Source organism: Aeromonas sp. 604443, from assembly GCF_049170315.1.
GTDB lineage: Bacteria > Pseudomonadota > Gammaproteobacteria > Enterobacterales > Aeromonadaceae > Aeromonas > Aeromonas veronii_A.
In genome coordinates, this window is the sequence record NZ_JAAKMI010000006.1 from 116,598 (window position 1) to 134,097 (window position 17,500).

General features: G+C 60.3%; 15 protein-coding genes. 2 read left to right on the forward strand and 13 right to left on the reverse strand.

Going from position 1 to position 17,500, the window contains the following annotated elements; all coding sequences use genetic code 11:
- Positions 1–46 precede the first annotated feature (46 nt).
- The 10 genes from hutH to ftsY all read right to left on the reverse strand — a co-directional run bounded on the left by hutH (position 47) and on the right by ftsY (position 12,098).
- A complete protein-coding gene (hutH, locus tag G5380_RS10860) occupies positions 47–1,579 on the reverse strand; it encodes a histidine ammonia-lyase (protein ID WP_376901819.1) in 1,533 nt (510 codons plus the stop codon).
- Positions 1,580–1,583: 4 nt separating this feature from the next.
- Positions 1,584–3,293, reverse strand: coding sequence for a urocanate hydratase (gene hutU, locus G5380_RS10865; RefSeq protein ID WP_421352733.1), 1,710 nt, complete (start codon positions 3,291–3,293; stop codon positions 1,584–1,586).
- A 53-nt stretch (positions 3,294–3,346) separates the two neighbouring features.
- A complete protein-coding gene (gene hutG / locus G5380_RS10870; RefSeq protein ID WP_421352734.1) occupies positions 3,347–4,303 on the reverse strand; it encodes a formimidoylglutamase in 957 nt (318 codons plus the stop codon).
- A complete protein-coding gene (hutI, locus tag G5380_RS10875; RefSeq protein ID WP_421352735.1) occupies positions 4,296–5,531 on the reverse strand; it encodes an imidazolonepropionase in 1,236 nt (411 codons plus the stop codon). Before hutI ends, hutG begins: the two co-directional genes overlap by 8 nt.
- A 154-nt stretch (positions 5,532–5,685) precedes the next feature.
- Positions 5,686–6,390, reverse strand: a complete 705-nt coding sequence (gene hutC, locus G5380_RS10880; RefSeq protein WP_110304222.1) for a histidine utilization repressor — start codon at positions 6,388–6,390, stop codon at positions 5,686–5,688.
- An 11-nt stretch (positions 6,391–6,401) separates the two neighbouring features.
- Positions 6,402–7,061: a carbonate dehydratase gene (can, locus tag G5380_RS10885; RefSeq protein ID WP_005339998.1), complete on the reverse strand. Its 660-nt coding sequence runs from the start codon at positions 7,059–7,061 to the stop codon at positions 6,402–6,404.
- 125 nt (positions 7,062–7,186) lie between these two features.
- Complete coding sequence (rpoH, locus tag G5380_RS10890) at positions 7,187–8,041, reverse strand: RNA polymerase sigma factor RpoH (protein WP_005339997.1); 855 nt, start codon at positions 8,039–8,041, stop codon at positions 7,187–7,189.
- A 451-nt stretch (positions 8,042–8,492) separates the two neighbouring features.
- Positions 8,493–9,446 carry a permease-like cell division protein FtsX gene (ftsX, locus tag G5380_RS10895; RefSeq protein ID WP_005342860.1) on the reverse strand — a complete coding sequence of 318 codons (954 nt, stop codon included), beginning with the start codon at positions 9,444–9,446 and terminating at the stop codon, positions 8,493–8,495.
- Positions 9,446–10,114 carry a cell division ATP-binding protein FtsE gene (ftsE, locus tag G5380_RS10900; protein WP_005339995.1) on the reverse strand — a complete coding sequence of 223 codons (669 nt, stop codon included), beginning with the start codon at positions 10,112–10,114 and terminating at the stop codon, positions 9,446–9,448. The genes ftsX and ftsE overlap by 1 nt, the downstream gene beginning before the upstream one ends.
- Positions 10,115–10,172: 58 nt before the next feature.
- On the reverse strand, positions 10,173–12,098 hold the full coding sequence (ftsY, locus tag G5380_RS10905; RefSeq protein ID WP_421352736.1) for a signal recognition particle-docking protein FtsY: 1,926 nt from the start codon (positions 12,096–12,098) through the stop codon (positions 10,173–10,175).
- A 110-nt stretch (positions 12,099–12,208) separates the two neighbouring features.
- On the opposite strand from ftsY, the gene rsmD reads away from it, so the two are divergent.
- Both rsmD and G5380_RS10915 read left to right on the forward strand, forming a co-directional pair.
- Complete coding sequence (gene rsmD, locus G5380_RS10910; protein ID WP_124930360.1) at positions 12,209–12,838, forward strand: 16S rRNA (guanine(966)-N(2))-methyltransferase RsmD; 630 nt, start codon at positions 12,209–12,211, stop codon at positions 12,836–12,838.
- Positions 12,822–13,133 (forward strand): DUF1145 domain-containing protein, encoded by a 312-nt coding sequence (locus G5380_RS10915; RefSeq protein WP_042052536.1) that lies wholly within the window; start codon positions 12,822–12,824, stop codon positions 13,131–13,133. Before rsmD ends, G5380_RS10915 begins: the two co-directional genes overlap by 17 nt.
- Positions 13,134–13,931: 798 nt before the next feature.
- Here the strand turns inward: G5380_RS10915 and G5380_RS10920 are convergent.
- From G5380_RS10920 to G5380_RS10930, 3 genes are all read right to left on the reverse strand, one after another.
- Positions 13,932–14,918, reverse strand: coding sequence for a helix-turn-helix transcriptional regulator (locus G5380_RS10920; protein WP_005339987.1), 987 nt, complete (start codon positions 14,916–14,918; stop codon positions 13,932–13,934).
- Positions 14,919–15,208: 290 nt separating this feature from the next.
- Positions 15,209–15,595 carry a SirB2 family protein gene (locus tag G5380_RS10925; RefSeq protein WP_421203295.1) on the reverse strand — a complete coding sequence of 129 codons (387 nt, stop codon included), beginning with the start codon at positions 15,593–15,595 and terminating at the stop codon, positions 15,209–15,211.
- The gene (locus G5380_RS10930; protein WP_128816427.1) at positions 15,592–17,448 is read right to left on the reverse strand and encodes a monovalent cation:proton antiporter-2 (CPA2) family protein; all 1,857 of its coding nucleotides are present in this window, start codon (positions 17,446–17,448) and stop codon (positions 15,592–15,594) included. The genes G5380_RS10925 and G5380_RS10930 overlap by 4 nt, the downstream gene beginning before the upstream one ends.
- Positions 17,449–17,500 lie beyond the last annotated feature (52 nt).

The following is a 17,500-nucleotide window of genomic DNA, read 5'->3' on the forward strand; positions in this document are numbered from 1 at the left end:
CTCATCCCCAACCCTTCTCCCGCCAGGAGAGAAGGGGGATCAAGGCTTACAGGCTGGGCAGTACCCCGACCGGGATCAGGTCGTTGTAGCTGGCACGGCCCAGCAGGGCGGCGGCCGCTTCGATATCCGGCGCGAAGTACCTGTCCTTGTCGTAGAAGCTTACCTCTGCCCGCAGTCGTCCCTTGGCCAGCTCGATCAGCTCGGTACTGCGCAGCGGCGCGCGGAAATCGAGCCCCTGTGCCGCCGCCAGCAGTTCGACTGCCAGAATGCCGCGGGTATTCTCGGCCATGTCAGCCAATCGACGACCGGCGAAGGTCGCCATGGAGACGTGATCCTCCTGATTGGCGGAAGTGGGCAAACTATCCACCGAGGCGGGATGGGCCAGGGTCTTGTTCTCGGAGGCGAGCGCCGCCGAGGTGACCTGAGCGATCATAAAGCCCGAATTCACTCCGCCGTTGTTGACCAGAAACGCCGGCAGACCGGACATCCGCGAGTCGATCAGCAGTGCCATTCGCCGCTCGGAGAGCGAGCCGATTTCGGCGATGGCCAGCGCCAGATTATCGGCGGCGAAGGCAACAGGTTCTGCGTGGAAGTTGCCGCCGGAGAGGATGTCTTCATCCTCGGCAAACACCAGCGGGTTGTCGGAGACCGCGTTGGCCTCGCACACCAGCACCTCGGCGGCCTGACGGATCTGGGTCAGGCAGGCCCCCATCACCTGCGGCTGGCAGCGCAATGAGTAGGGATCCTGCACCTTCTCGCAGTTGTGATGGGACATACCGATCTCGCTGCCATCCACCAGCAGGTGGCGATAGCAGGCGGCCGCGTCGATCTGGCCACGCTGACCGCGCACCGCGTGGATGCGAGCATCGAACGGCCTGCGGCTGCCGAGCGCAGCCTCCACACTCATGGCACCTATGGTGATGGCACCGGCGTAGAGATCCTCGGCATGGAACAGCCCTTCCAGCGCGAAGGCGGTGCTCGCCTGAGTGCCGTTAAGCAGCGCCAATCCTTCTTTGGGTGCCAGCGCGATAGGCTCGAGCCCGGCAATTTTCAGCGCAGTAGCGGCGTCGATCAGCTCGCCCTTGTGGCGAGCTTTGCCCTCCCCGATCAGCAGGCAGCTCATATGGGCCAGCGGCGCCAGATCGCCGGAGGCACCGACGGATCCCTTCTTCGGCACCACCGGATAGACTTCGGCGTTGATGAGGGTCATCAGGGCCTCAAGCACCGTCAGCCGGATGCCGGAGAAGCCCCGCGCCAACGAGTTGAGCTTGAGCACCATCATCAGCCGTACGGTGGCGTCATCCATGTACTCGCCAATCCCTGCCGCGTGGGAAAGCACGATGGAACGCTGAAGCTCATCAAGCTGCTCCACCGGAATGCGGGTGTTGGCCAGCAGGCCAAAACCGGTGTTGATGCCATACACCACCCGGTTCTGCTCGATCACCTTGGTAACCACGGCGGCGGAGGCGTGGATCCCCGGCAGGGCGGCCGGATCCAGTGAAACGTGTACCGGCTCGCGGCTGACGCGGCGCAGGGTGGCAAGATCCAGCTCGCCCGGGGTAATAGTCAATTCAAACATGGTGTTACACCTTTCCTTTGACACCGTTGGCGCCGTCAATCATCGGCAGATCCAGTTTCGCCTCATGGGCACAGTTGATGGCAATCTCGTAACCCGCATCCGCATGGCGCATCACGCCGGTGGCCGGGTCGTTGCGCAGCACCCGACCGACCCGCTTGGCAGCATCATCGGTGCCATCACAGACGATCACCACGCCGGAGTGCTGGGAGAAGCCCATCCCCACACCGCCGCCGTGGTGCAGGGAGACCCAGGTCGCGCCGCCAGCAGTGTTGAGCAGGGCGTTGAGCAGCGGCCAGTCGGAGACGGCATCGGAGCCATCCATCATCGACTCGGTCTCGCGGTTCGGGCTCGCCACCGAGCCGGAATCCAGATGGTCGCGGCCAATGACGATGGGGGCTTTCAGCTCGCCGTTTTTCACCATCTCGTTGAAGGCCAGACCGAGGCGCACCCGATCCTTGACCCCGACCCAGCAGATCCGCGCCGGCAGTCCCTGAAACGCGATGCGCTCGCGGGCCATGTCGAGCCAGTTGTGCAGATGAGGATCGTCGGGGATCAGCTCTTTCACCTTCTGATCGGTCTTGTAGATATCTTCCGGATCGCCGGAGAGGGCCACCCAGCGGAACGGGCCAATCCCCTCGCAGAACAGCGGGCGAATGTAGGCGGGGACGAAGCCGGGGAAGTCGAAGGCGTTCGCAACCCCCTCCTCAAGCGCCATCTGACGGATGTTGTTGCCGTAATCCAGAGTCGCCGCGCCGCGCTCTTGCAGGGTCAGCATCGCCTCCACCTGACGGGCCATGGAGCGACGAGCGGCCAGATTCACCTCCTGCGGGGCACTCTGCTGCAGCTCGCGCCACTTGGCCACGCTCCAACCCTGCGGCAGGTAGCCGTGCACCGGGTCGTGGGCGGAGGTCTGGTCGGTCACCACGTCAGGGGTGATGCCACGGGCCACCAGCTCGGCGAAGACGTCGGCGGCGTTGCCAAGCAGACCGACGGAGATGGAGCTGCCGCTCTGTTTGGCCTCTTCGATCATGGCCAGCGCCTCATCCAAGCTGTGGGCCTTCTTGTCCACATAACGGGTGCGCAGACGAAAATCGATGCGGGTCTCGTCGCACTCCACGGCGATCATCGAGAAACCGGCCATGGTGGCGGCCAGCGGCTGGGCGCCGCCCATGCCGCCAAGACCACCGGTCAGGATCCAGCGCCCTTTGGGTTCACCGTTGAAGTGCTGGTTAGCCACCGCGAAGAAGGTCTCGTAGGTGCCCTGCACGATCCCCTGGGTGCCGATATAGATCCACGAACCCGCAGTCATCTGGCCGTACATCATCAAGCCCTTCTTATCGAGCTCGTTGAAGTGCTCCCAGTTGGCCCAGTGCGGCACCAGATTGGAGTTGGCGATCAGCACCCGCGGCGCATCCTTGTGGGTCTGGAACACCCCGACCGGCTTGCCGGATTGCACCAGCAGGGTCTGATCCTCCTCCAGCCGGGTCAGCACCTCGACGATCTTGTCAAAGCAGGCCCAGTTGCGGGCGGCGCGACCGATGCCGCCATAAACCACCAGCGACTGGGGATGCTCGGCCACCTCGGGGTCCAGGTTGTTCATCAGCATCCGCAGCGGCGCTTCGGTGAGCCAACTCTTGGCGGTCAGTTCGGTGCCGCGTGGGGCACGGATCACACGGTTCGGATCATGACGGGGATCCTGCTGTTGCACAGACATACACACTCCTTGTTGTATCAATAGGGTGCCTTCGGCGACGGGCGACCAAAGGGTTAACGGGTCAACAGATGAACCAGTCGCGCGGCCACGCGGGCACTGCGGTTGTCCTGATCCAGCGTCGGGTTGTACTCGGCCAGATCGGCAAGCCTCAGCTTGCCGCTGGCCCGGATATGGGCGATCAGTGGTTCGATCACCGCCAGCTCCACGCCACGGGCGGCGGGAGCACTCACTCCCGGCATCAGGTTGCCGGGCAGCACGTCAAGATCGATGGTCAGATAGAGGTGATCACAATCGGCGATAAAGGCGTCCAGTCCGCTTAGCAAGGCTGGCAGCTCGCGCAGGGTCATAGCCTCGTCCAGCACATGCCACACTCCCAGCGCCTTGGCACGGGCAAACAAGGCTTGGGTATTGGCGGTCTCGGCCACCCCGAGGCAGGCGTAGTGAAACGGTGTGCCCTGAGCGGCGCACTGCTCGGCAATCTGGAAGAAGGGGGTGCCGGAGCTGGCCAAATCCTGCTTCATCCGCAGGTCAAAGTGGGCGTCGAAGTTGATGATGCCTACCTTGCCACTGCCGCCCAGATGACTGTTAAGGCCGCTCCAACTGCCGAAGGCCACCTCGTGGCCGCCCCCCAGCACCAGCGGGAAATGGCCCAGTTCGAGCGCAGCAGCGACCCGCTCGGCCAGACGGCCGTGGGCGGCATCGAGATCCCCATCGGTACAACTCACATCCCCGCCATCGTAGACAGGTCGATTCAGGTGCCAAGCGGTGTTGGCCAGCAGCTTGCGCACCGCCAGCGGCGCACCGGCGGCGCCCACACGCCCCTTATTGCGGCGCACCCCTTCATCGCAGGCAAAACCAAGCAGCACCACGCCGGGCTCGCTGTCGGCTTGCCTAGGCTGCGCCTCTTGCCAAGGCAGAACTTTGTCGTGCCAACGCAGGGCCAGTTCGCCATCTTCCGGATCCTGTCGTCCCTGCCAGAGCGACATGTCGATCGGGTTGAGCTTATCCATGGAGGGTCTCCTCGCCGTTGAAGATGCGGCCTGCCAACTGATCGACGCCGACCATGTAGCTCAACTCGGCCGGATGGGCGCAGTGCCAGATCAGGAAATCGGCAGCCATCCCCACCCTAAGCTGGCCAAGGCGCTCCTGCTCGCCAAGCGCTTTGGCGGCGTGGCGGGTCACCCCGACCATCGCCTCCACCGGTGTCAGGCCAAACAGGGTACAGGCCATGTTCATCGCCATCCGCAGCGAGACGATGGGGGCGGTGCCCGGGTTGATGTCGGAGGAGACCGCCATCGCCACCCCCGCCTTGCGCAGCGCGGCAACCGGCGGCAGCTTGGTCTCTTTGAGGAAGTAGAAGGCGGTGGGCAGCAGGGTGGCAACCACACCACGGTGGGCCAGCGCCAGGATCCCTTCCGGATCCAGATACTCCAGATGATCCACCGAGAGGGCGCCAAAGTTGGCGGCCAGCGTGCTGCCGCCGAGATTGGAGAGCTGATCCATATGCCCCTTCACCGGCAGGCCGTATTGATCCGCCGCAAGATAGACCTGCTCGGTCTGGGCCAACGAGAAGCCGATGTGCTCGCAGAAGACATCTACCGCATCGGCCAGACCCGCCTCGGCGGCGGCCGGGATAATCTCCTGACAGATGGTCTCGACCCAGCTGTCAGGGTCATCGCGATACTCCGGCGGCACCGCATGGGCCGCCAGCAAAGTGGTCTTGACCCGGATCGGCAACGCCTCTCCCAGTCGGCGGGCCACCCGCAGCATCTTGATCTCGTCATCCAGCGTCAGGCCGTAGCCCGACTTAATCTCCACTGTGGTGACACCCTCGCGGATCAGGGATTTCACCCTCGGCAACGCCAGCTCGAACAGTTGCTCTTCGCTGGCGGCACGGGTGGCACGCACCGTGCTGATGATGCCGCCGCCCTTGCGGGCGATCTCCGCATAGGGCACCCCTTTCTGGCGCAGTTCGAACTCCTCGGCACGGCTGCCAGCAAAGACCAGATGGGTGTGGCAATCGATAAGGCCGGGAGTGACCAGCTTGCCCCGCATATCCTGCCAGTGAGCGGGATACGGCCCCTTCAACTCGGCCATCGGCACCAGCGCGTGGATCTTGCCATCCTTCACGCCGATGGCGTGGAGCGGCAGCAGGCCGTAGTCGGCCAGCTCATCATTCAGGGTGGCGGGTGTCACGTTGAGCCAGACCCGCTCGCAGTTCAACAGTTCCTTGTTCATAGCGACCTCAAATGTATATACATATTCTTATAGTCGATCTCTATGACGAAAGAAAGAGCGAAGTTCACATCCTGATAACAGCATCAAACTTAGAGTTTAAGCACAAAAAAGCCCACCAGGAGGTGGGCTTTGCAAAATTGAGTTGTATATACATTTACTCCAACTGAGTCTTGGAGCTGAGCTTGTAGCGGGAACCGGGGGAGAGCAAACGGGCGTAGGAGACCAGGTGCCCCTCCGACCAGGTACGCCGGTGCAACAACAGGCAGGGGGAATCTACGCGGATCTGCAACAATCCCGCCTCACCGGCGCTGGGCAGCACGGCTTCCACCACGTGCTCCATCTCGGAGAGGGGGCAGATATCCATCAGATAGCGGTTGGGGGTCTGTTGGGTAAAATCCTGCTCGCCATAGCACGGCAAGCGCCCGGCATCGACGAAGCGTTCCTCCAATTGCAACGGCTCCCCATCGGCCTGATGGACGATCAGGCTGTGAAAGATGGGGGCGCCAACCCGTAGCCCCAGTTGTACCGCCACCTTCTCGTCGGCAGCCAGTCGCTGTAGCCGGATCACCCGGGCGCTGTACTCGCTGCCACGCTCGGCGATCTCGTCGGCAATATTGCGAATAGCCAGCAGCGGCGATTCGGTGCGCCTGTCCGCCACGAAGCTACCGGAACCGGCGGTACGCACCAGCCAACCTTCCGCCACCAGCTCCCGCAGCGCCCGGTTAACCGTCATCCGGCTCACGGTGAACTGCTCGCACAGGGCCGCTTCGGTCGGGATCCTGTCCCCCGCCTGATAGTGGCGTTCGCGGATCCCGTCCAGAATGTGCTGCTTGATCTGCAGATAGAGGGCTGGCGCCACCATGAAGCTCCCTAGCGCCGACGGTGGGGCGGACGCATGTCCGGCCAGGCGCGATAGACATCGGGGATCTGATCCGGGCCGCTGATGCAGAGATCAAGATCGTGCAGCAAGCCATCCTTGATCCCGTAGATCCAGCCGTGAACGGCCAGCTCCTGCCCCTTGCGCCAAGCGTTCTGGATGATGGTGGTGTGGCAGACGTTGGCGACCTGTTCGGCCACGTTCAGCTCGCACAGGTAGTCGAAGCGCTCATGCTCATCCTCGATGGCCTCGAGCTCTTCACCATATTTGAAGTAGACATCCTTGATGTTGCGCAGCCAGTTGTCGATGAGCCCCAGCTCCTGGTTCTGCATCGCTGCCTTGACGCCGCCGCAACCGTAGTGACCGCAGACGATGATGTGCTTCACCTTGAGCACTTCTACCGCGTATTGCAGCACGGAGAGGCAGTTGAAATCGGTATGTACCACCAGATTGGCGACGTTGCGGTGGACGAAGACATCCCCCGGCAGCAACCCCATCAGCTGGTTGGCGGGGACCCGGCTGTCGGAACAACCAATCCAGAGGTATTCGGGGGCCTGCTGGGCAGAAAGAGTGGCAAAGAAAGCGGGATCTTCGGCTTTGATCCGTTCGGCCCACTCACGGTTGTTGGTAAACAGGTCGTTCAACAGTTTCACTTCTGCTCTCCCTAATGTGGCAGTGGCGGCAACATAACACACTCAAGGGTAACCAAAGCAAGGCCGACCAGATCCCTGCGAAACAAAAACAGGGCCATCAGGCCCTGTTTTTATGAGAGGAAGCATCAGGCTTCCATGGCATCTTTCAGCTTCTTGAGTGCGTTTTTCTCAAGCTGACGCACACGCTCGGCGGAGACACCGTAGGTATCGGCCAGCTCCTGCAGAGTGGTCTTGCTGTCATCATCGAGCCAGCGGGCGCGGATGATGTGCTGGCTGCGCTCATCCAGAGTGGCGAGGGCCGAGCTCAGACGACGGGTCGCGTGATCGTCCCAGTTGTCATTCTCGATGGTCGCGGCCAGATCGGAGGATTTGTCCTCCAGATAGTGAACCGGTGCGAAGCCGCCCTCTTCCTCATCGTCACCAACCAGATCGAACGCCTGATCGTAGTTGGCCATCCGCGCTTCCATCTCGGTCACGTCAGCGGCAGAGACGCCGAGATCGGCCGCCACGGCCTGAACCTCTTCGTGGTTCAGCCAGCCCAGACGCTTCTTGGATTTGCGCAAGTTGAAGAAGAGCTTGCGCTGGGCCTTGGTGGTCGCCACCTTGACCATGCGCCAGTTGCGCAGGACATATTCGTGAATTTCGGCCTTGATCCAGTGCACGGCAAAGGAGACCAGACGCACGCCGACCGTCGGGTCGAAGCGCTTGACCGCCTTCATCAGGCCGATGTTGCCTTCCTGAACCAGATCAGCCTGAGGCAGGCCGTAACCGGCATAACTCTTGGCGACATGAACGACAAAGCGCAGGTGCGACATAACCAGCTGACGAGCAGCCTCGAGATCGCCATCCTGCTGCAAACGCTCAGCCAGCTCACGCTCTTCCTCTGCGCTCAGCACCGGAATAGAGTTTACTGCCTGGATATAGCCTTCCAGACTACCTTGCGGAATCAAAGCCATAGTGCGCTGCAATGAAGTTCCCATCTGTTACCTCTTACTTTTCAATCGAATCAGTCTAACACCCAGATTGGGTCTGTCTACTGACCGGATGTCATTCTGCGGCGTGTATCAAATAACATGCCCCAGCTTTAGACCGGCTTATCTTATGCCTGCAGGATGAATCATGAATGAACAGTCAAAAAAAAGGGGTCACAATGAAGGACCCCCGAAAAGTAGCATGCTAAGTCCATTGTTGCGGAGCTCGCAACCTTCACATGCTTGCCAAGTCTGACGAGCAAGGCAGAGGGGCCACACTCGTATAAATGCTTCAGCTTAATAGACTGCTTATAAATCAGAAGGTTCCACGGATCCAGCAAAGATCCGGAAGATCGCCGCTATTCAGAATACTCTGACTAAGGGGGTCAAGCCAGAAACGGAGCCTCTTTTACTTGATCCACCTCTCAAAATCCAGCGATTTACTTTGATAATAAATTAATCAGGATGGCTCTATATCTCGAATGTGACGATGAACCGAAAACCAGGAAGCAATCAGCCCCAGCAAGGCCCCCAGCAGGATCAGGTTCACCCCATCTACCAGACCCATGCCAACCAGCCGGAAGTTACTGTTATACAAGCCCGCCAGCTCCTTCACCACCCCTTCGCTCCAGATCACCATCACCTCGGTCAGCCACCATGCCAGCATGCCGCCGATCACCCCGAACCAGATGCCGGTATAGAGGAAAGGGCGATGGATGAAGGCATCGGTTGCCCCCACCAGCTTGAGCACCTCGATCTCTGAACGCTGGTTGAGGATGTTGAGACGCAGGGTGTTGCCGACGATCAGCAGCACGGCGGAGAGCAGCAGCACGGCGATACCGGTAATGGTGTGACGCAGCAGGTTCATGATCCCCTGCAGGCGGGTCAGCCACTGCAGATCCAGCTTGCCCTGCTCGACCCCATCCTCATTGTTTAGCTTGCCGAGCAACTCGGCGGCCCCTTCCGGATTCTGCCAGCGCGGATCCGGAATGACGCTCAGCACCGGCGGTAGCGGGTTGCTGTCCAGATAATCGAGGGCATCGCCGAAACCGGAGATCTCGCGAAACTCCCGCAACGCATCGTCACGGCTCAGGTAGGTGACCGAATCCACCTCGGGATAGAGCAGGATCCTGTGCTGCAGATCGAGAATGCTCTGCTCCGGCAGATCCTTGCGCAGATAGAGGGAGATCTGGGAGCTGTTCTGCCAGCTCCCCTCCACCACCTCGGCGTTTTTCAACAATACGTGGAAGCAGGAGGGCAACGCCAGACTGACACCGAGCACCGCCAGCGTCATCAGGGAGGCGAGCGGATTTCGCCACAGCTCCCCGAGACTGGCAAACGCCTGCCGCACATGGTCAACCCCGTACATCATCAGACGACGCAGCGGTGGTTGTTTATGACGAACAATAGCCATCAGAGCTCCTCCCCGGCCGAATACATGCGACCCGCCTTGAGGGTCAGGGTGCGATAGCGCATGCGGGCGATCAGCCCCAGATCGTGAGTAGCAATCAGTACAGAGACCCCAAAATTGTTGAACTCCTGAAATAGCCGCATGATATCCATGGAGAGCTGGGGATCCAGGTTGCCGGTCGGTTCATCCGCCAGCAGCAGCGGCGGCTTGTTGACGATGGCACGGGCGATGCCGACCCGCTGCTGTTCACCCCCGGAGAGCATCCGCGGCTGGTAACGCTCCTTGCCGAGCAACCCTACCTTGTCCAATGCCGCCGCCACCCGCTTGTTGATGTCCGCATGGCTGTAACCATCGATCACCAGCGGCAGCGCCACGTTGTCAAACACGGTGCGGTCCATCAGCAGGCGGTGATCCTGAAAGATCATCCCGATCTGGCGGCGAACATAGGGGATCTGGCTGCGCTGGATATGGCTGACATCGTCGCCATGAAAGAAGACGCGACCATCGGTCGGTCGCTCCATCACGCTGATCAGTTTGAGGAGGGTACTCTTACCCGCCCCCGAGTGCCCGGTCAGAAAGGCCATCTCTCCCTTGCGCAGGTGAAAGCTGACCTTCTGCAGCGCCTGATGGCCGCCGCTGTATACCTTGCTGACCTTGTCAAAACGAATCATAACGGTTCCCTGACATTGACAAACCCCGACCGAAGTCGGGGTATGGAACACTTAATCATCACGGCTGAGCTGACTCATCGCGGCTGAAGAGCGCCTCGATGAAATCGTTGGCAACGAAGGGACGCAGATCGTCGATCCCCTCGCCCACCCCGATATAGCGGATCGGGATCTGGAACTTGTCGGCCACCGCGAAGATGACGCCGCCCTTGGCGGTGCCATCCAGCTTGGTGAGGGTGATGCCGGTCAGGCCAACCGCCTCGCTGAACAGCTTGGCCTGGCTCAGGGCGTTCTGGCCGGTGCCGGCATCCAGCGTCAGCATGATCTCGTGGGGGGCCTCTTCATCCAGCTTCTTCATCACCCGTACTACCTTCTTGAGCTCTTCCATCAGGTTGCTCTTGTTCTGCAGGCGACCGGCTGTGTCGGCGATCAGCACGTCAGCCCCGCGGGAGCGGGCGGCCTCGATGGCGTCATAAATAACGGAGGCGGAGTCGGCACCGGTATGCTGGGCAATCACTGGAATGTTGTTGCGCTGGCCCCATACCTGCAGCTGCTCGACCGCAGCGGCACGGAAGGTGTCACCCGCTGCCAGCATCACGCTCTTGCCTTCAGCCTGGAACTGCTTGGCCAGCTTGCCGATGGTGGTAGTCTTGCCGACGCCATTCACGCCGACCATCAGGATCACGTAAGGCTTCTTGCTGGTGTCGATCACCAGCGGCTGCTCCACCTTGGCCAGCATCTCGCCCATATCCTGTTTGAGCAAACCGTAGAGCGCCTCGGCATCCTTGAGCTGCTTGCGATCCGCGTGCTGCACCAGCCCCTCGATGATACGAGTGGTGGTATCCACACCGAGATCGGCGGTCAGCAGCTGGGTTTCCAGCTCTTCAAACAGCTCATCGTCGATCTTCTTGCCACGGAACAGGCCGAAGAAACCGGAACCGATATTCTCCTTGGTGCGAACCAGACTGCGTTTGAGGCGAGCAAAGAAGCCCTCCCGCTGCGGTTTGTCCTGGGTGTCGTCGTCCACCTTGGCGGCCAACGGCAGGGCAGCCAGTGCGGCAGTCTCAGCCTCCATCGCGGCGACCAGGCGCATATCTTCCGCTCGCTGGGCCTCTTTGGCGATACGGGCTTCTTCCGCAGCCTGAGCTTCAGCGGCAATGCGAGCCTCCTCCGCAGCGCGAGCTTCAGCAGCAATGCGAGCTTCTTCCGCAGCACGGGCTTCGGCAGCAATACGAGCCTCTTCCGCAGCGCGAGCTTCAGCAGCAATACGAGCCTCTTCAGCCGCACGGGCTTCAGCGGCAATACGAGCCTCTTCCGCAGCACGGGCTTCGGCGGCAATACGAGCCTCCTCTGCAGCGCGAGCCTCGGCGGCAATGCGAGATTCTTCCGCGACGCGAGCCTCGGCGGCAATGCGAGATTCTTCTGCGGCGCGAGCTTCGGCGGCGATACGAGCATCTTCTGCAGCGCGAGCCTCGGCGGCGATACGAGCATCTTCTGCAGCGCGAGCCTCGGCAGCAATACGAGCCTCCTCTGCAGCGCGGGCTTCGGCAGCGATACGTGCCTCTTCCGCAGCGCGAGCTTCGGCAGCAATACGAGCCTCTTCGGCTGCCTTGACCTCAGCGGCTTGCGCTTCTGCGGCAGAGCGAGCGGCTTCAGCGGCACGCTCCTCTTCGGCGATCAGCGCTTCGTTGACGATCACCGGCTCCAAATCGGAAGCGCACTCCTCCACCACCAGTGGGCCGTGGTCGTCCAGGTCGGTCGGCAGGCAGCAATCATCTTGCAAAACGGAATTCTGTGCGCTGGCAGGCACTTCGGGGGCAACGGCCGGCGTACTATCGGAAACAGTGGTATCGGAAACGGGAGCGGGGGTAGCAGTGACCTCGGGCTCAACGGTAACGGGGGTGGCTTGGGGTGTCTGTGGTTGGACAGCCTCAGCCTCTTCTTTCTTGCGGCCGAAACCCAGCCAGGAAAACAAACCTTTTGCCATCTAAAAATACTCACATCAAAGGCTGACTGCTAAGATAGCCGTCCCTTGGCGGGTCGGCATAAAAATGAACCGCCTTATACTACCACTTTATTTTCTGACGATGAAACGCGATGCCCAGAGTGAAATCCAGCCGTAGCAACCCGAGCAAGAGTCCTGCCCCGCAAGGAAAATCGGGCTTTGTAAGAATCATCAGCGGCCAGTGGCGAGGCCGCAAATTGCCGGTCAAGGATGTGGAGGGGCTCAGACCCACCACGGATCGCGTCAAGGAAACCATCTTCAACTGGCTGGCCCCCCATATTCGCGGCACCCGCTGCCTGGATCTGTTTGCCGGCAGCGGCGGACTCGGACTGGAGGCGCTGTCGCGCTATGCCGAGCAGGTGACCCTGATCGAAATGGACAAAGGGGCCGCCGACCAGATCAAGAAGAACCTGACCGCTCTCGGCAGCAGTCAGGGTCAGGTGATCCAGTCAGATGCAGTGAGCTGGCTGCAAGGCCCGGCCACGCCGTTTGATCTGGTGTTCCTCGATCCGCCGTTTCGCCGCGAGCTGCTGCCGCAAGTGTGCGAACTGCTGGAGCAGCGCGGCTGGCTGGCAGCGGACGCCCTCATCTATCTGGAGCGGGAGAAGGAGATGGCCGATCTGGCGCTGCCCGCCAGCTGGCAACTACTCAAGGACAAACAAGCCGGTCAGGTCTGCTATCAACTCTATCTAAGGGAGGTAAACAATGAAGCGAGTCTTTAATCTGTTGGCGATGGGGCTGATATTGTTCTTCTGGTTTGGTGTGCTGATGAGCCTGATTGCCCCGCTGCCCGGCAAACTCAACGGCTTTCTGCCGGTCTGCGGCGTGATCGTCGCCCTGCTGCACTGGCTGCAGGCCAGCATGATCAAGGCAGCTTGCAAACGCTACTTCGCTGTCACCAAGGCCGAGTTTGTCACTGTGCTGATATTTGGCGTGTTTGGCATGGTCGACATTCGTCAGCGCCTGCAAGAGATCGTCAACGCCGCCCAGCGCGGCAATCTCTCGGACAAACCATAAAAGAAAAGGGGACGGCGGTAGCCGTCCCCTAGAGTCGTGTCGTCCTGTCCGTAGAACTGCAATGCTCCCTGCAATCCCTGACGTTATCCTAATCCTTTGGAATATCCCCTTTCCAATCCGTTGGCGTGTCCTGCGGCGTTCCTGGCCTGGCAATTCATCCTGAACTGCTTCCCTGTCTCCATCCTGGAGGTGTCCATTACCACGTCCTGTGGGGTTCCTTGCGTCTTCCTGACAGATAACCATCCGGGTTATCTCACTTCATCCTGAAGTATTCCTCTCGCATCCGGCGAGGTCCTGTTCATCCTGAAGAACGAGGTTCCGTTCGTTCTACTCCCATCCCGAGAGTGTCCTGCCGCATCCCGCGGTGTTCCTTGTCCACATCCTGCGGAATATTCCATCTTTATGCGCTGCCCTGCATCCTGCCGGACCAGCTCCGTCCTTGTGAGACCCATACTAAGGAAATGCGCCCCCCGAACAAGGGCCATCCGATGATAAAGATCCGATGCAGCTCTCATCCCAAAAAACAAACTTAAAAACTAACCCTTTAATATCAGTTATTTATTTAGTTTCACGGGAAAGTTCGATCATTCTGGCATGGCTTCGCGTACGGCTCAAAGCGCCAGCCTCTTACAGTCGCTATGGCAGATCTCTTACACGGGTTTCGCCCCCAAAAACGGGGCAGGAAAACGGTTCAATCCTGACGTTAAGACTTAAAAATTAGTTGAATAAATATGCTTAAAAAAACCGCAAAAAAAGAGCCGAGACCAGGCTCGACTCTTCAACATTCCAATTTTTTAATCAGCTCAAGCGGTTGGCCGGATTGAGATAGGCCTTGCGCAACGATTCCGGTGCCAGCACCTCCAGTTCACCGCCGATGTTGTTCAACCAGCTGCGAAACTCCGGGGTGTCCTGCACTTCGGTCTCCACCACCACGCTGCGCTTGTCATAGCGGGTCATGCGCGGATTGTTGCCGGGGATCTGGTTATCCACCAGCGACTGGCTGTTGGCATCGATCCGGCCGACGAAGCGGATCGGGCCGCTCACATCCTGATAGCCCTGATCGCGGATCAGCTTCTGGATATTGAAATCCTTCGGCTGGGTGGCGCTGAAGTTGGTCAGCTCCACGTTCTTGATATGGTCAAACGGGATGCCGTAAACCTTGGGATCCAGCTCGGATAGTGTGCAGAGCAGGATCGGCCCGTCCGGCTGATTGAGAATGCCGAGCGGGTTGATACGGTCGTAGCAGAGCCACACGGTGCGCTCTTTGATCACGCGCTGGATCTCGGCACTGAACTTGCGACCACGCCAGAGCGCATCGCGGATCAGGGTGCTGCGACGGATCTCCGGGTTGCCGGCAAACGGGCGCGGTGACTGGTGGACACTCTCCAGCCAGCGTTCGGCCAGTTCACTCTGGCTGTCGCGGATCACCTGGCTCGCCTTGTCGACCAGCGGATTCAATTCAGTCAGTACACTCGCCGGCAACAGTTGGCTCGCCTGATCACTCCAGGTTTTCAGGGCCACCGCCAGCGAGAGCGGCATGATATTGGCAAAGTCGTTGAGGCCGTGGCGCTCGAAGCACCAGCCATGGGGTTTGCTGCGCTCGTCCGAGGTGAGGTCGAACAGTCCCATGCCGGACATCTCCTCCAGGTCCCGTTGCACGGTACGCAGACTGACATGGATGCCTTCCTCTTCCAGTTTTACCTGAAGTTGGCTGGCGGTCAGCTTGTAAGGGCGGTGCGGGATGCAACGCGCCAAGGTCAGTTGTCGTAACAGCTTCTTACTCATGGTGCATGCCTTCACTGGTTTAGCGTTGACTGTATGCTAGTCGCAACTTGCGACAGTATATGTCGTAAGTTTTGTAGCGACAACTGTCGCCATTTTCATACAAAACTACGTATATATATGATTTATAAGAAAAAATATGGATAAACACAGCTAACTTGACGTTTTCAGACAAGCTAAGCGTATCGAAGAAAACTAAGTGGAGAGGCAGGCTAACATAGAGGGGCGTAGGATTTTTCTGAATCTATTCTTTTGAGATAGCCGGAGGGAGGCAATCCTCCCTCCCAGCCAAATCACGTCAGCCACGACCAGGCTGACTTGGTGATGGCCGCACCGACCATGTAGCCAAACACCGCCAGTGCCGCCACACCGGCCACCAGCTTCTGACCGCGGGCCGGGCGCTTGAGCGCCATGACACCCAGACCGATATAGAGCACCAGTGCAATCAGCTTGGCCATCAGCCAGGGTTGTTGACCCGGGCTCAACTGCAAGGCCACCGCCAGCAACACACCAAACAGCAGCAGGAAGGTGTCGTTGATATGCGGCAGGATCTTCAGCCACTTCTGCTGCAACCGATCGCTGCCGGCCAGCGCCAGACTCCAGCGATAGATAAAGAGCAGCAGACTGACCAGCGCCAGCGTCATATGCAGGTGTTTAAACATGGGGTAATAGGCAATCATTTTGCTTCCTTGTCGTCGTCGGGTAACCCGCTGTTCCAGTTATGGGCATGGATACGCTCCTGCCCCTCCTCGTCGTCTTGCAACAGATCGGAGAGGATCTCCCGGTATTGCAGGCTCTTGTTGATATAAGTGTGCTCGTCGTCCAGATAGTTGACCTGCTCGCGCAACAGCCAGTTATCGTGCTGCTTGAAGGTCTGCCCCGCCCGCCAGGCCTGGTTGGCACGAAAACCGAGCTGGGTCAGGGCTTCCACCCCCAGATCGACCGCCGAGCCCAGGGTTTCCCGGTGTACGCTCTCGACCCCGTGGCGCAGGATCTCGTGGGCATGGGGTCGATCCAGCGCTCGCGCCAGGATCTTCAGGTGCGGGAAGTGCTTCTGCACCATCTCGATCACCGCCAGCGAGGTAGCCGGATCGTTGATGGAGAGCACCAGCAGCTTCGCCTTGTGCGCCCCGGCGGCATGGAGCAGGTCGATCCGGCTGGCATCGCCATAGAAGACCTGATAGCCGTACTTGCGCAGGGTCTCTATCTGGCTGGCATCCTGCTCGAGGATGGTGGTGCCGATGCCGTGACCATGCAGCAGACGCCCCACGATCTGACCGAAGCGGCCGAAGCCCGCGATGATCACCGGATGCTCCACCAGCTCAGGTTGCTCATGCTGCGGCGCATCGCTCTGGTTACGGTAATCGAACCAGGGCTGGATCACCCGATCATTGAGGATCAGCAGCAGTGGGGTGAGCGCCATCGAGAGCGCTACCACCAGCGTCAGCAGCGAGATGGTCTCACCGGGCAGCACCCTGTTTTGCGCGGCAAACGAAAAGAGCACGAAGGCAAACTCGCCCCCCTGTGCGAGCGCCAGCGCGAAGGTCCAGCGCTGGCTCGGCGAGATGCGGATAATGAAGCCGAGCGCCATCAGCACCAGCCATTTGAGCACCATCAGGCCAACCACCAGAGTGGGTATCAGGAAGGGGTGCTCGGCAAACAGCCCGAAGTCGATCCCCGCCCCCACCGACATAAAGAACAGGCCGAGCAGCAAGCCCTTGAACGGCTCAATGTCTGCCTCCAGCTCATGACGATATTCGCTGTCGGCCAGCACCACACCGGCGAGGAAGGAGCCAAGTGCAGGCGAAAGCCCCACCGACTCCATCAGCACAGCGATAGCGATCACCAGCAGCAGGGCGGCGGCGACGAAGATCTCCCGCATATGGGACTGGGCGATGGCACGAAACACCGGCCGCATCAGATAGTGGCCACCCAGCACGATGCCGGAGATGGCCGCGACCACCAGCAGACCATGCTGCCAACCCGCCAGCTCGGAGCCACCATTGCTAGCGACCGGCGCCATGGCCAACAGCGGCAGGATCGCCAGGATCGGAATGACCGCAATATCCTGAAACAGCAGCACCGCAAAGGCGGAGCGACCGCTCTCGCTCTGCATCAGCTTGCGCTCCTGCAGGCTCTGCAACACGATGGCGGTGGAGGAGAGCGCCAGAATGAGGCCGATGGCCAGCCCCTGTTGCAGCGGCAGACCAATCAGGTGCGCCACGCCGGTCAGTGCCGCCGTGGTGAGCAGCACCTGCAGGCCGCCGGTGCCGAGGATCGGCCCCTTCAACTGCCACAAGAGGGCCGGACGCAATTCAAGACCGACCAGAAACAGCATCAGCACCACGCCAAACTCGGCGAAGTGCATCACATCCTTCTGCTCCCCCACCAACCCCAGCAGAAAGGGGCCTATGATGATCCCCGCCAGCAGGTAGCCAAGCACCGAACCGAGCCCCCAGCGCTTGGCCAGCGGCACCGCGATGACGGCGGCAGAGAGATAGATAAAGGCATCAAACAGGATCCCGTGGCCCATCAGTCAGCCCTCCGTGTGAACATCAGATCCGGCTCATAAGCTCGGCCAACAA